The organism is Microcoleus sp. D3_18_C4 (assembly GCF_036702355.1).
In the GTDB taxonomy this organism is placed as follows: Bacteria; Cyanobacteriota; Cyanobacteriia; order Cyanobacteriales; family Microcoleaceae; genus Microcoleus.
Window position 1 is genome coordinate 101,385 of sequence record NZ_JAUBTF010000014.1, and the last position, 12,965, is coordinate 114,349.

Annotated in this window: 14 protein-coding genes; 6 read left to right on the plus strand and 8 right to left on the minus strand. The window is 45.5% G+C overall.

All coding sequences use genetic code 11. The features are described 5' to 3' along the window. Positions 1-26 precede the first annotated feature (26 nt). Positions 27-1,223, minus strand: a complete 1,197-nt coding sequence (locus tag QUA90_RS09850; RefSeq protein WP_333445219.1) for a site-2 protease family protein — start codon at positions 1,221-1,223, stop codon at positions 27-29. Between the two features lie 80 nt (positions 1,224-1,303). Further along, positions 1,304-1,588, minus strand: coding sequence for a photosystem I reaction center subunit PsaK (psaK, locus tag QUA90_RS09855; RefSeq protein WP_333040629.1), 285 nt, complete (start codon positions 1,586-1,588; stop codon positions 1,304-1,306). Positions 1,589-1,721: 133 nt separating this feature from the next. Between psaK and QUA90_RS09860 the strand changes: the two genes are divergently transcribed. Further along, a complete protein-coding gene (locus tag QUA90_RS09860) occupies positions 1,722-2,369 on the plus strand; it encodes a phosphoribosylanthranilate isomerase (RefSeq protein WP_333445221.1) in 648 nt (215 codons plus the stop codon). A gap of 258 nt (positions 2,370-2,627) precedes the next feature. On the opposite strand, the gene QUA90_RS09865 is transcribed toward QUA90_RS09860, so the two are convergent. After that, positions 2,628-2,942: an acylphosphatase gene (locus tag QUA90_RS09865; protein ID WP_333445223.1), complete on the minus strand. Its 315-nt coding sequence runs from the start codon at positions 2,940-2,942 to the stop codon at positions 2,628-2,630. 59 nt (positions 2,943-3,001) lie between these two features. On the opposite strand from QUA90_RS09865, the gene QUA90_RS09870 reads away from it, so the two are divergent. The 3 genes from QUA90_RS09870 to QUA90_RS09880 all read left to right on the plus strand — a co-directional run bounded on the left by QUA90_RS09870 (position 3,002) and on the right by QUA90_RS09880 (position 5,345). Continuing rightward, complete coding sequence (locus tag QUA90_RS09870) at positions 3,002-3,553, plus strand: CPBP family glutamic-type intramembrane protease (RefSeq protein WP_333383261.1); 552 nt, start codon at positions 3,002-3,004, stop codon at positions 3,551-3,553. A 45-nt stretch (positions 3,554-3,598) separates the two neighbouring features. Then, a complete protein-coding gene (locus QUA90_RS09875) occupies positions 3,599-4,930 on the plus strand; it encodes a HEAT repeat domain-containing protein (RefSeq protein WP_333323511.1) in 1,332 nt (443 codons plus the stop codon). A 178-nt stretch (positions 4,931-5,108) separates the two neighbouring features. Continuing rightward, on the plus strand, positions 5,109-5,345 hold the full coding sequence (locus QUA90_RS09880; protein ID WP_333323509.1) for a hypothetical protein: 237 nt from the start codon (positions 5,109-5,111) through the stop codon (positions 5,343-5,345). 145 nt (positions 5,346-5,490) lie between these two features. Here QUA90_RS09880 and QUA90_RS09885 read toward each other — a convergent pair whose 3' ends face one another. After that, a complete protein-coding gene (locus QUA90_RS09885; RefSeq protein ID WP_333445226.1) occupies positions 5,491-7,551 on the minus strand; it encodes a BamA/TamA family outer membrane protein in 2,061 nt (686 codons plus the stop codon). Between the two features lie 156 nt (positions 7,552-7,707). Then, positions 7,708-7,908, minus strand: coding sequence for a hypothetical protein (locus QUA90_RS09890; protein WP_333081061.1), 201 nt, complete (start codon positions 7,906-7,908; stop codon positions 7,708-7,710). Positions 7,909-8,067: 159 nt separating this feature from the next. Here QUA90_RS09890 and QUA90_RS09895 point away from each other — a divergent pair, with 159 nt between their 5' ends. Together QUA90_RS09895 and QUA90_RS09900 are read left to right on the plus strand one after the other, a co-directional pair. Continuing rightward, a complete protein-coding gene (locus QUA90_RS09895; RefSeq protein WP_333323505.1) occupies positions 8,068-8,898 on the plus strand; it encodes an alpha/beta hydrolase in 831 nt (276 codons plus the stop codon). A gap of 129 nt (positions 8,899-9,027) precedes the next feature. Further along, positions 9,028-10,509 carry an ATP-binding protein gene (locus tag QUA90_RS09900; RefSeq protein WP_333445228.1) on the plus strand — a complete coding sequence of 494 codons (1,482 nt, stop codon included), beginning with the start codon at positions 9,028-9,030 and terminating at the stop codon, positions 10,507-10,509. Positions 10,510-10,640: 131 nt separating this feature from the next. Here the strand turns inward: QUA90_RS09900 and QUA90_RS09905 are convergent, their stop codons facing one another. The 3 genes from QUA90_RS09905 to QUA90_RS09915 all read right to left on the minus strand — a co-directional run bounded on the left by QUA90_RS09905 (position 10,641) and on the right by QUA90_RS09915 (position 12,936). Further along, the gene (locus QUA90_RS09905) at positions 10,641-10,994 is read right to left on the minus strand and encodes a slr1659 superfamily regulator (protein WP_333081064.1); all 354 of its coding nucleotides are present in this window, start codon (positions 10,992-10,994) and stop codon (positions 10,641-10,643) included. A gap of 66 nt (positions 10,995-11,060) precedes the next feature. Continuing rightward, positions 11,061-11,669, minus strand: a complete 609-nt coding sequence (locus QUA90_RS09910) for a DUF6272 family protein (RefSeq protein ID WP_333215643.1) — start codon at positions 11,667-11,669, stop codon at positions 11,061-11,063. A gap of 31 nt (positions 11,670-11,700) precedes the next feature. Then, positions 11,701-12,936, minus strand: a complete 1,236-nt coding sequence (locus QUA90_RS09915; protein ID WP_333445230.1) for an adenylate/guanylate cyclase domain-containing protein — start codon at positions 12,934-12,936, stop codon at positions 11,701-11,703. Positions 12,937-12,965: the final 29 nt, after the last annotated feature.

Sequence of the window (12,965 nt, forward strand, 5' to 3'; positions counted from 1 at the left end):
TGATGCCCCTTACCGATACCCAATTTTTAGTTTTCCTGTGCAGTTTTGGCGATCGCACTTAATTGCAATCCTTTAGGATAGCTGTTTTCTTCTTTGCTGCGCTTGATGTCGGTTTCGGAAACCTGGGGTTTGAGGTATTTTGCCAAAACTTTAACCACGTCACCCCGATCGATCGTCCCCGCTACTGAACCAATCGGCGAGAGGACGATGATTCGGGGGAGTTGACGGGCTTCCATGCTGTTAATTACTTCGGCGATGGATGCTTTTTCCGAGACTGTGGGGGTTTTTCCCAGGGGTTTCAAAATGTTGTGCAAAGTCTGAACTTGCCATTGACTGCGTTCTGTGAAGCGGATATCGTCGATCGACACTAAGCCCAAATCGCGGCCGTTGGTCGCAGCAATGTAAAATGGAAACGGATTGACTTCTAACAAATAGCGATCGGCAAATTCTCGCAGAGTCAAATCTGCATCTACAACTCGAAACTCGCGACTCATCGCATCGCTGGCTTTAATTTTGAGCAGGGCTTCTTGCAGCGAAGTAACTTGACTATAAGCAGTGGCATTGCGAATGCCAAACCAGCCGATCAGCGCAATCCACAAGCCGCCGTACTCGCGCGCTAACAAGCATAAACTCAGACCCAAAGCAACAGCCAGCCAACCTAAAACTTGTCCTGTTTTTGCCGCCCACCGAACGCCGGCAAATCGAGAGCCGGTGATTTTCCAAATTGCTGCTTTTAAAACTTGTCCTCCATCCAAAGGCAGACCGGGAATTAAGTTAAATAATCCCAAAACGAGATTGATTAGTGCTACCCTTTCGGTGACAATTGCTAACAAACTTTTCGGGGGCAGAACTTGAGAACCCAAACCGAGGATTAAAAACAGCGCAAAGCTGACGAGAGGGCCGGCAATAGCTACTTGAAAAGCTTGACCGGGAGTTTTTGATTCCGAGTCGATCGAAGCTACTCCGCCAAATAAGAATAAGGTAATAGAATTAACTTTAATGCCTTGCGATATCGCCGCCAAGCTGTGTCCGAGTTCGTGCAAGAGTACGGAAGCAAACAGTAGCAGAGCTATTGCTAACCCCGCACTCCAGGAGAGCGCAGGCCCCCACAGGCGGTAACTGCTGGCGTATTCGCGGGTTGCTAAGGCTAAAATTATAAACCACGAATAATCTATAACTAGGGGGATGCCAAATAAAGAGCCGATTCGCCAACCTGTCTGCATGAATTTTCCTGGGAAAGGAGAGCAAGAAAGAGTTTCTATTATATCTTTTCTACCCCTTGCCTTTGCCTTTCCCCTGATTTTTACAGAACTCCGGCGTTACCCAAGCCCAAGATTACTCCGGCTCCGAGCAAGTGGCCGAAGCTGGCTGTTGCCAGCAATTCTGGTACGCCGAAGCCTTTGAACATTCCAGGGAGTGCAACGGGTAAAGCTGGGCCCTTGCCTCGGTTTTGCTTGGAGATGCCGTAGTAGCCGATCGTGATCGCCAGCAAATTGCATAAAATCATTGTCAGTCCTACCAGTGGCGACCACTCTGGTGTTGAGGGAGCGGTAGATTGTACGGCTAACAGCAAAGATGAGGTGATCATGTTCTTATCTCCTGATTTCACAGATAAATTGATTTCCCAGATTATAAAAAGCGGTTTGCATTAAACTAAGATTTGTTTTAATAGTTAACAATTCGTTTATATTTTGATACAAATTCGGAACCGAGGAGGAAGAGTGCGGGTTAAAATTTGCGGAATCACTAAATTAGACCAAGGAATTGCGATCGCCCGCTTGGGAGCCCAGGCTTTGGGGTTTATCTGTGTCCCGGCTTCCCCCCGCTATGTCAGCCCAGAAACAATCCGCCTGATTGTCGAGCAGTTGCCGGAAAATGTCGATCGCATCGGCGTTTTTGCCAACACCACAATAGAAAATATCTGTCAAGTAGCGGTAGAGTCAAATTTAAGTGGGGTGCAGTTGCATGGAGATGAAACAGCGGAATATTGCGATCGACTGCGGGAGTTTTTGCCGGGAATTGAAATTATCAAAGCCCTGAGAGTTAAGACTCCTGAAACTTTAGCCACCGCTGCTGTTTATGCTGTTCGTGTCGATACTTTACTGCTGGATGCTTACCATCCAGGGCAATTGGGCGGTACTGGTAAAACGATCGACTGGATGATGTTATCAGAGTTTAGACCCCAGTGTCCCTGGCTGCTGGCGGGCGGTTTAACACCCGATAATATTTTAAATGCAATTGATAGTGTGATCGGCAATAACTTCAGCGGTGTTGACCTTTCTAGTGGCGTAGAAATAGCGCCGGGAGATAAAGATTTGACCAAAGTTACTCAGTTGTTTGCTAATTTAAGTCAACTTGCTCATCATTGATACAGCATATTTCATGTAAATGTAGATCGCGAGAAACCGGGTTTCTTAAACAGTATCAGTAATGATACGAGAACTGTAAAGAAACCCGGTTTCTGGGGTGTAGTTCATAAACCTGGAATACGCTGTAAATTGCCAATACCAAATTCGCGCTTTTTATGCGATTCATTCTTTAGTCAGCGTGAGCGAAGCCTGCCTTATACAAGGCAGACATCGTTTCTACGGTAGCGGTTTCAACCGCAGTTTATGCCGTTTATTCTTTTATCGCCGGATCTCAAAAGTGCCTGAAGCGGAGCTATCTTGAAGGGAATCGCCCTCCGGGTCTTCGTATTCCAAAACCAACTCACTAACCGTAGCACCGCTGGGGCCGCGGCGGCACCAACTAATCATTCCTTCCACAGCTTTTTTGGAGCCTTCAAAGACAGCCTCGACGCGCCCATCGGGGAGATTTCTCACCCAGCCACTGAGGCCGAAATACTTTGCTTGATTCCTCGTTGAATATCGGTATCCTACTCCTTGAACTAATCCCGAAACAAAAACGCGGACTCTGACGGGCGGCAATGATTGGTTTTGCATAATAAACGGCTCAACTTACTGCTAACATCTGTTTGAAAATTTTAAGGATCAGTTTGATTATGTTAAATTTTAGTGCGATGGCGCTGCTGGGATTGCTCGTACGCCGCGTCACCCTAGCTTTTTCAACTATTCCCGATTTCACTGATTGGCTGGTTGCAGCTATGCTCACGCTGGTTTACACTTTGATCGCGCTTCCTATCGGTTTTTGGTCGGGATTTTTGAAAGTTGATTTGCAAACCTCCAGGCCTACAATTGTGGGAGTGCTCGTTGGCTGTTTGTTAAGTCCTGGCATCACCGAGGAAGTATATTTCCGCGTGTTAATGCTGCCACATCCGTTAGAGAATGCTTCTGGGTTAATGCTATGGTTTTGGGGATGCGCGAGTTTGGCGGTTTTTGTAGTTTACCACCCGCTGAACGCGCTAACTTTTTACCCGGTTGGTCGATCGACCTTTATGAATCCAGTATTTTTGCTACTGGCGGCAATTTTGGGAGTTGCGTGCTCCCTCGCATACCTGCAAAGCGGTTCTATCTGGCCTGCGGTGGCGGTTCACTGGCTCGCAGTGACAGCCTGGCTGTTGCTACTGGGCGGTTACAGGAGGCTATATGGTTAAATGTAAAAAGTCCAGCATCACTATTTTGTCGGGAGGATCTCAGTTGTGGGTATCATAGGAGCGATCGTAGGTTTTTTGGCAGGGGTAGCAGTTGCTTACTGGTTAGTGGAAAAGCGCTTAAAGAAGCAAAAGCAAGAATACTTGCAGCAAACTCGCAGAATTACTGAGGAAATAGAATTAGCTCAGATGTCTCGGGTGCAACAAGCTGTCGAATCTCAGCAAGGAGAACGGGAAAATCAGCTTAGAAAAGCTACTATCGAACACGAAAATTTACTCAGACAAGTTACTACCCAATACGAAAACCAGCTCAAACAAGTTGCGGCTCAATATGAAAATCAGCTCCAACAAGTTCGGGCAGAACGCGACAGTCAGCTCCAACAAGTTTTGGCAGAACGCGACAGTCAGCCCCAACCATTTGCCAGCGTAGACGAGTACGAGCTGCGACGACAAATCAGCGAGGAATTAGAAGCCGCTAACAATGCTAGGATGCAGCAAAATATCCAATCTTTGCAAGCAGAACACGAACATCATTTACTTAGAGTTGCTGACGAATTGCATATAAATTATCAAGCTCAGATGGAGCAACATTTGCAAAACTTGCAAAATGAACACGAAATTCGCTTGAGGCAAATTGCCGAGGAATATGAGAACCGCGAGGTAGAGCTGCAGTTAAATATGGAGGCTTTGCAAGAGCAATACGAGAGTCAGTTGCAAGCGGCTCACGAGCAGTTGAGAGAGCACGAAGCTCAGATGCAAGCTACTATCAGGTCTTTGCAAGAGCAGTACGAGAGTAATGTACAACAAGAAGTCCCGGAGCAGCAGTTCAGTCAGTTAAATTCAACAGAATTTTCCGAAGGTTTATCACAAGAAGAAGTTTGGCAGGAACTGTCAAGTGAGTTAAATCAAACAGAAGTTGAAGAAGAGTTAAATTACACAGATTTTTCGGAACCCCAACCAATTGATTTACATCAACCAGCAGTCGAACAACAGCTTCCAATTACCAGACAAGCACCAAGCTATTCCCTACCGCAGTTGATGGGATGTGTTCAAAGTCAGGACAAAGAAACCCGCAAGTTTGCAGCGTCTGCTTTAGGTAAAATGGCTGCTGCTAATGCTCTGAGATCCGAAGGTCAGCGAGCAATAGAAACCTTGGGAAAATTAGCTCAAGATCTTCACCCGGAGGTGCGCGAAGCTGCTGTGGAAGCACTAGCAATGATTAAGTCTGAAAAAGTGATTCCGCTGCTACAAAAAGCTTTGCGAGATATAGATAGCGGTGTGGCTAAATCGGCAAGTGCTGCGCTCAATAAGTTTAAGTTTTATCCGCGCACTCCGGCGGCTAAGCCGAAAACTGTTGATGTGAAGAAACCAAAGCGTTAAGCATTTACGAGCATAAATAAATATAGCCTTTCTCAGTAACATGAGGTGCACGCTGGATAAGCGGGCATAGGGCATGGGGCATAGGGCATGGGGCATAGGGCATAGGGCATACCTCACCAAGATTGAGAACTGCTATATAGCAATTGTCAATTGCCTACGACACAGTAGGGATACAACATTGTTGTGTCCTTACCGAGGTGCTGTATTTCACTCAATTTCGATTACTACTACAAACTTTGGAGGTTGGGCTGAGGAAAGAAATCAAACTCAATTATTCGATCGACAATTTACCCTATCCTTCGCAGAAATTACCGACACCCCGCCAGCCGAGGCCGATAGGTTTGATGATGTCCGACCAAAGGCTTTGGCGGCAATTGAGTCGCCCAAAATCTGTTTCACACTGTGGGTTAACTAATATCGTTTCCCGTTGCATCGGAATAATAAAATCGAGTCAACAGTTAACACTCAACCATTCAGTTTTTCGACCCGCCCGTTAACAGTCAACAGTCAACAATTCCGAAGGAGTGCAACCGGAATTGATATGATCTGTTGCACTATTGTTAAAACCGTTGCTTTGTACCGAGTATAAATTTGAGGTCGCCGGAGTCGCTAACAGCCATATCTAAGCGAATTAATCCAAAGGACGATCGCACCCTCACACCCACCCCAACACCCGCCCCAGTCCCCGGTTTGTCCCTAACTACAGCCGGTTTTCCGAGTACACTATCTCCCGTTCCCAAATCCGACGCAAAATCAACAAATATCACGCCGCCAACATCTTGACCCACAGGAAACCGATATTCACCCGAAGCCAAAAAATAACTCCGGCCGCTGCCAATATCCCCGCCGTCGTAACCCCGCACGGAATTGCGGCCGCCGAGGCGAAAAGCTTCCGTTGGTGGCAAATCCCCGATTACCGTCCCCGCTTGCAAGTTAAAAGCCAGCATTTCGGGCAAGGCTTCGGACTCGCTGATGCCGAGCAAAGTTACTGGTACATACTGTATATAATTTGCCAACAGCCGATTACTCACAATGTTACCTCGCCCCAGAGGTATCGACTGCTCGGTGCTAAGGCCCAGAATCGAGCCACTGGTGGGGTTGAAGGGATTGTCCCGCCGATCAAGCATCGCACCGAAAGAAACAGTGTATAACTCGTCAACGCCGCTGCCGCTGAATGTGAGAGGATTGCCGAGTTCGTCGCGGCGGGCGATATTTAAGTTGCGATCGCGCGTACTGATGTTTGTATAATTCAGTCCCAAAGTCGATTGCCAATCGCCCAAAGGTCTGGTAAACCTGAGATTTCCCCCCACCCGAATTTCCCGAACTCGGTTCCCGTTGGGCAAATCAATATCTTTGTTGAAAATTTCCGATATTCTGCGATCACCAAAAGCTCTCACACTGTATCCCAAACGGTCTTCGGCGGCAACGTAAGGGCTGACAAACTCGACATCGTACTGGATACCTCGGAGGCTGGGTTCAAGTTCCACCGCTAGCCGCTGGGGGTTGGTGCCGAAAGTTCGATCGGTATACGAAAGAGGAACAGCAACGCCCACATCATCACTCAGAGTGGCACTCACGCTAAAAGAACGAGCCGATCGCTCTTGAACGTTGTAGATTACATTAACATCCGTGCCAACTTCTTCAATCGAAACCGTCACTTTGTCAAACAATCCCAATTGCTGCAACTGCTGTAAATCCGATCGTACAACTTCCCGGCTGTAGTTATCCCCCGCCTTGAGTTTGAGCTCACCTCGGATAAAATCTTCCGAAATTCTGCCCTCAATGGGATTCCCTTTTTTATCAACAGCTTCACCTCGGGAATTGACAAAGCGAATTTTTACCTCTGCAACGTAAACGCCCTCAGCATTGCCCGCTTGACTGATTTGTAGAGTACCGCCTAGCTGTCGGGCGTTGCTGTTTACTGCTTCGGGGATTTCGGCTTGTGTCGCGATCGTCGCCGGAGTTTTTAACAGAGATGTAAAATCTTTATTGTGGCTGGACTTGAGTGATATCAATTCCGGTTGCACCGGAATGATTGTTGACTGTTGACTGTTGGCTGTTGACTGTTGACTCGGGGTGGAAAAACTGAATGGTTGAGTGTTAACTGTTGACTCGATTTTATTATTTTGATGCAACCGGAAACGATATGAGAGAGATTCCCTAGGGGATAGCTGCGCCGCGCGTACTTCTCCAGAAGCTGCGAGCTCATCGGATGCCGGCAAATCCCGCACAGTTGGGTTCACCTCATCCGATTGGTGACTATTTAAGACTGGAACCGATAACAAATGTCGCTTGTCATCTAGTCTAGATCCCCCTAAATCTCCCTTAATAAGGGGGACTTTGAGCATATTTCTTGTCCCCCCCTTAGTAGGGGCGGTGCCTCCGTGCCCGCCCTTGGCTAGGGGGGATCTAGACTTCGCTACAAACAACAGAGATGGTCGGTTTGACGTTAAGTTGTCACCGATGACCTCATCCTCCTCCCTCTGCGCCCTCTGCGCCTCTGCGGTTCCCTCTCTAAACTCCGCCTCAGTCGGTGCGGCACTCGGATCAATCGCCTGCGCCGTCAATTCGCCGCCAGCCAGCGCAGCCAAAGTCAAAAATGCAATAATCGGAATTCGCATAGACATTAAATTTAAAACACACCGAACGCATATTACCCAAAACCGGGCCCCTGCATAATTAGCCGAAAAGAAACCCGGTATTGTTGAGGCTACCGGGTTTCTGGGATGCTGAAATGTGGGAAAGTTCGATCGACCGCGGGCGATCGTTAAATTTGTTTAAATAGTTTGTCGAGAAACACGTTTCTCAAAATGAGCCTGAGTCTGCTGCAACAGTTGTTCGCGACTATCCTTAGCGGTGGTAATGGTAGGGAGCAAGTTGCGAGCTTGTAACGTCATGTGAAGCTGTAGGTGTGCTACGTACTCACTGACATCTTCGCGAAGAGAGCAAGCCGGGTACTGTTTTAAAGTAGAGTTCAAAGTGTTCTCCTGCTTTGGGTTTGTAGTGTTTTCTAATAATCATAGACAATATCATGGTCTATTTCTAACTGTGTACTCCGTAATGAAGTTTAACGTTTGAACTGCTTTTTTGTTACAATCCTTTACAAATGTATCTTACCTATTAGGAGTCGATCACCCATGCAGTCTCAAGCACTTCGAGGACAAACGCACACATTAACTACATTTGTCAATAGCACCACCCAAACAGCCGCCTACCTCGACATCGGGTGCGGCAGACCCTTATTGATGCTGCACGGTTTCTTAGGAGAAAAGACTTGCTGGCTGCCGTTCATTGAGTTATTGCAATCTCAGTTTCGGTGCATCAGTTTAGATATGTTGGGTTTTGGAGAATCCAGCAAACCAGAAATCCGCTACGACGTAGCTGTAGAAGTTGCTTTTGTGCGGCAAGTTGTAGAACAACTAAATATCGAACCCTGCTGCATCATCGGACATTCTTTTGGCGGTTGGGTAGCATCTGCATATTCCCTAAAATATCCTAATTCTGTCAGCAGTTTAGTATTAGCAGCCCCAGCGGGAATTCGGGACGATAGTTTTTGCGGTCAATATGATGCTTTGCGGCCGCTGTTGTGGGAAACCCCAGCCGTTGATTGGGCTTTGCAGTTGGCAAAACCTTTTGCTAGTTTAGCGGGAAAAAGTGAGAAATTGCAGCAAATTTCCGGGTGGCGCAGGGAGTTAATGTCTCAACCAGTAGCAAGGTCATTTTTAATGAGTCGGATGCGGCCGGAAGACGCAGTTGATACAGTAGAAAAAGAAATTCACAAATTGCAAATTCCTACCTTAGTTATCGCAGCAGATAGCGACGAAACAATTCCTCTATGGCACTGTGAAACCTACGCTAACGAGATACCGGGGGCCGAGTTAGTAATTATTCCCAATGCTACTCACGGGTTGCCGCAAACTCAAGCTCAAATTATGGCGAAGTTGACTTGTGAATTTTTGAATCATTAAGAAAAACTGTGCAAGAAGCCGAATTATAAAAATTGTGATAAGCCACCAATGGAAAATAATTGTGTTTTAGTATACTACTTTATTAGGAAATACAGAATATATTGATTAGTGTCTTGTACAATTTTTTTTATGGCTCTTAAATCTTGTGTCAGCAGGAGCTACAGACATTTAGTGGAGTCGGGGGTATTACCAATGGCAGCACTGAGCAACTACTTTAATCTGGAAGAAATTACGACAGCCAGAAAAATTAGTGCTGCGGTAATTAACATCAGCGGCCGCCAGCGAATGCTGTCCCAACGAACGGCTTTTTTTTGCATGAGGTTAGTTTCCTCTCAGAATGGGGTAGAAAGAGCAAAACTGCGCCGGGATTTGTTAGAGGCGATCGAGCTTATGGAAAAATCGCACCGCGACTTAATTAATCTTGGCAGCAGCGTCAACTTAGTGAGTCCCCCTTCACCCGCCCTCAAGGCAATGTATTTTGAGCCGCCACTGTATTTAGACAAACAAGTGCGCTCATATATCGATCGAATAAAAGCATTGGTGCAAGTTCCTGATGCCGAACTCATGCTGGAAAACCCCCACCTGCTGTACATTGTCGAAGCAGCGGGCGGCGACTTGCTAGAAGCTTTCGATGCCGTGGTGAGTCAATACCAGCAAGAAAGCGAAATCGAACAATTTGAAATCGACCTTAAACAGGTTGAACTTTATCAAGAAAGTTGTGCTGCTACCTCGAAAGCGGAAGCTCAAGCCGCCCAGCTCGATCGCGCACTTTGCGAACTAAAACAAACTCAAGCTCAACTCCTCCACAGCGAAAAAATGTCTTCGCTGGGGGCGCTAATGGCTAGTATCGTCCACGAAATTAATAACCCAGTTAGTTTTATTTACGGCAACTTGAGCCATGCCGCAATTTATACTCAAGATTTGTTGAACCTGCTGTGTCTCTATCAAGAATGCTATCCCAATCCCTGTCCCGAAATCACAGCTAAAATCGAAGAGATAGATCTTGATTTTCTAGTTGAAGACTTGCCTAAAGTTATCTCTTCCATGCAAATGGGTTCCAATCGCATTCGCGAAATTGTCAAATCTATGGGCAACTTTTCGCGAACCGATAACAGTAACATGACCATGTGCGATTTGCACGACAGCATTGACAGCACCGTGTTAATTTTGCGAAACCGTCTCAATTCTCAAATAGACCGTCGCGACATTCAAGTAGTTAAAAGTTATGGAAAATTGCCTCCTGTAGAGTGTTATTCAGGACAGCTAAATCAAGTATTTATGAATCTAATTACCAACGCGATCGATGCTTTGGACGAAGTATCACAAAATCAGCCCCATGCTGCGCTAAAAATTTTTATCACCACAGAATTAGCTGGCCCCGATCGCGTGAGAGTGCGGATTGCTGACACGGGAACCGGAATGACACCACAGATAAAAGAGCGAATGTTCGAGCAGTTTTTCACCACTAAGGAAATTGGTAAAGGTACCGGTTTAGGATTGTCTATTGTCTACAAAATCTTAGTAGAAAATCACCGAGGATCGCTCCGGTGCGAGTCTGAAGCCTGCAAGGGAACCGAGTTTATCATTGAACTGCCGATCCAGCAAACTTAAGCAATTTACTAATCATCCAAATTTATCTATTTTAACTGTGTGTGGCACGGGCGTCCCGCCTATGTTAACTGTGTGTGGAACGGGCGTCCCGCCTGTATTAACTGTAGTTAAAATTTACATTTACACATATCCTACGCTAATTCGAGCTTCAAAGTTGGCAACAGCTTTTCTAAATTTCTGAGAGATTTCTGTTGCCAGGGAACATCATTTGAACCCAATACCAAAAGTTGAATCGTTTTCTTTTTCCGAACGGCAATAACAAACTTCGACAGCATACTGATACCAGAACTGTTAACAAATTCCAAATTTTTTAGGTTCAAGGTAATAGTAGGCGGTTCGGGATTGGCGACCTCATCTAACAATTCGACTATTGGCGCATACTCTGCTGGACCGCTCAGGCTCAGTTCGCCTTGGAAAGTGACTGTGACTGATTCTGGATCGTACTGAATGCTGTAATCTTCACCTTGAATTTCTTGAATGCCCATTGTAATTTTGTTTCCTGACTAAAATAGTGCGATCGCACAAGAGAGTAAATATTGAAATGCTAGCAACTAGACCCTAATTTGAACCACAGTCGTAACAATGATGGTATCACTATCTGGTCTGCGCTCGAATTTCCAACCTATCTTAGCTGAATAGTCATTAATCATCGTCAGCAATCCCAATCCCGATGTGTCACTTTCCGATTCCGCATTCTTTTCAAGCTGCTGCAAATAAAGTTCATTGGGATCGGAAGCCAGAATTTCTTCAATAAACTCCTTCAATTTATTTGCCCTTTCTGGCTTGACACTATTACTGGCAAAAATTATCGCCGTCACCTCTGTTTCACCAATAAAATGTATACCAAATCTGACCTTGTAATTGGTATCATCGTTATTAAATTTTATCGCATTTTCTAAGAGTTCGTTTGCCACATAGCTCACAGCTCCCTTGCTTTCTTTTATCCGTTTCTCGCTGCTAGCATCCTCCTCATCCACCGGTAGAAAGCTAGACAAATAATCGGCTACAAAATGAGCTGAAAGCCTGTTATTGCGCCAGCGCTGTTTGATGGGGCGAGAACTGGGGGTAAATGTAAGTTCTAGGGAGTCGTGTTCAGGAGGAAATTCTTCAATGAATTCTCCAAAGATTTGTGTCATTGTTTTTAAGCTTCCAGATGTCATGATTTTTCTGCCTCCAATTGATGTATCAATGTCACTTCTGGGTAAATTTCCACACGCCATTCCAGTTAGCAGGAAAACTCTTTTCTAACAGCGATTGGAGGCGTTTTAGGTAAAGTTGACTGGGCTTGTCATCTGGATTTAGCGCCACTATCTGTTCAAAACAAACTATGGCCTTAGCAAAATTTCCCTGACAATATTCTTGGAGTCCCTCCTCAAATATAGGCAAAGTTTGAATTTTGAGCGATCGCACTGGTTCTACTTCAACATCTAAGACCTCACAAACTAAAATGGCTTCTTGTCTACCTTTGACAATAGCCCGATCCAAAAAACGGATATGATACTTTTCGCGTTGACTCAAATGTTGTACCACATCTCCAGAAATTAATAAAGATACGCCATAATACTTAGTCAAACCTTCCAGACGAGCTGTGAGATTGACATGATCTGAGATCGCATCTGCTTGCATCCGATTTGCATCTCCAATAATCCCAACCATCGTATCACCCACATGGATACCAATGCCAATCTTCAGCGGTATATCCCCATTTATTTTACGGCTTTGATTGTATTTCTGCAACTGCTCCAACTTCACAATTCCTGCCTGAATAGCATCATCCACGCCATCAGGAAAAACTGCCATGACTCCATCTCCAATATACTTGACAATAAAACCATTGTGCTTACGAATTTCGGGACTAATTTGCTGTAAATAGTTATTGATGAAGTCAAAGTTTTCTTGAGGAGTCATTTGCTCCGCCATCGTGGTGAAGGAACGCATATCGGAAAACATAATTGCCATCTCTTTGCTCACGTGATCTCCAAGCTGGAAATCAACCATGCTTTGCTTGCCGAGAAATTGGAGAAATTCATCGGGAACAAAACGTCCGTAAGCCTGCAAAAGTTTCTCTAATTCTTGTTCCCGCGCTTTCACCGTTTGGACCATATGCGAGAATACCTGTGCCAGTTCTCCCAGTGCATCACTGCGCGCTGCCACATCTGACAATATCTGGGGTTGAAAGCTATTGTTTTTTACAGCAATAGCTGCATCTATAACCTTTTTTACCTGCTCGATGTAAGTCTGCATCTCTCGGTTTTTATGATGGATCTGGTTTTCCAGATCCGTGGAGTGTTGCGTAATAATTTCTACTAAGGTTTCATAGCTATTTTTTTCATCCTCTACTTCCTCAAGTTTTTCGCTCAACTCCTGTAGCTGGGTATGGAGTTCTTCTGGAGATTTAGATGGTGCTAAATTTATTTGTGGTTTCATAATTTCTACTTCCGAATTTGGAAGCGCAA

Coding starts and splice junctions, on each gene's coding strand:
- QUA90_RS09850 (WP_333445219.1), bottom strand. CDS start 1,223: ATGCAGACAGGTTGGCGAATCGGCTCTTTATTTGGCATCCCCCTAGTT.
- psaK (WP_333040629.1), bottom strand. CDS start 1,588: ATGATCACCTCATCTTTGCTGTTAGCCGTACAATCTACCGCTCCCTCA.
- QUA90_RS09865 (WP_333445223.1), bottom strand. CDS start 2,942: ATGCAAAACCAATCATTGCCGCCCGTCAGAGTCCGCGTTTTTGTTTCG.
- QUA90_RS09870 (WP_333383261.1), top strand. CDS start 3,002: ATGTTAAATTTTAGTGCGATGGCGCTGCTGGGATTGCTCGTACGCCGC.
- QUA90_RS09885 (WP_333445226.1), bottom strand. CDS start 7,551: ATGCGAATTCCGATTATTGCATTTTTGACTTTGGCTGCGCTGGCTGGC.
- QUA90_RS09895 (WP_333323505.1), top strand. CDS start 8,068: ATGCAGTCTCAAGCACTTCGAGGACAAACGCACACATTAACTACATTT.
- QUA90_RS09900 (WP_333445228.1), top strand. CDS start 9,028: ATGGCTCTTAAATCTTGTGTCAGCAGGAGCTACAGACATTTAGTGGAG.
- QUA90_RS09905 (WP_333081064.1), bottom strand. CDS start 10,994: ATGGGCATTCAAGAAATTCAAGGTGAAGATTACAGCATTCAGTACGAT.
- QUA90_RS09910 (WP_333215643.1), bottom strand. CDS start 11,669: ATGACATCTGGAAGCTTAAAAACAATGACACAAATCTTTGGAGAATTC.
- QUA90_RS09915 (WP_333445230.1), bottom strand. CDS start 12,936: ATGAAACCACAAATAAATTTAGCACCATCTAAATCTCCAGAAGAACTC.